This is a genomic window from Enterobacter sp. SECR19-1250 (genome assembly GCF_013391025.1).
Classification (GTDB): Bacteria; Pseudomonadota; Gammaproteobacteria; order Enterobacterales; family Enterobacteriaceae; genus Enterobacter; species Enterobacter cloacae.
Genome location: NZ_JACASJ010000330.1, coordinates 1 through 328 on the forward strand (window position 1 = coordinate 1; position 328 = coordinate 328).

Annotated in this window: 1 protein-coding gene; it reads right to left on the reverse strand. The window is 43.6% G+C overall.

What is annotated here, in order from left to right; genetic code table 11:
- Positions 1-22: 22 nt before the first annotated feature.
- Positions 23-244, reverse strand: coding sequence for a LuxR C-terminal-related transcriptional regulator (locus HX884_RS27540; RefSeq protein ID WP_309138903.1), 222 nt, complete (start codon positions 242-244; stop codon positions 23-25).
- Positions 245-328 lie beyond the last annotated feature (84 nt).

Genomic DNA, 328 nt, shown 5'->3' on the forward strand with positions numbered 1-328 from the left:
ATGCGTGATCTGATCCTTCAACTCAGCAAAAGTTCGATTTATTCAACAAAGTCCGATGTACCTTCACCGTAATTTCTGTTATGCCCAGTTCCGATGCGATTTGTTTATTTTGCAAGCCATTAATTGCCAGCTCAAAAATCTGTTTCTCACGTCGCGTCAACGCCTGGTAATTTTTACACAGTTCAAATAACCGTTGCTGTTCCAGAAAATGGTTTGTCGCGTCGATCAATACCTCATTCACCACGCGCAAAAGTTGTTCAGGTTCGACCGGTTTGGGGCTTTGTTGAATAAATCAGATTTCGGGTAAGTCTCCCCCGTAGCGGGTTGT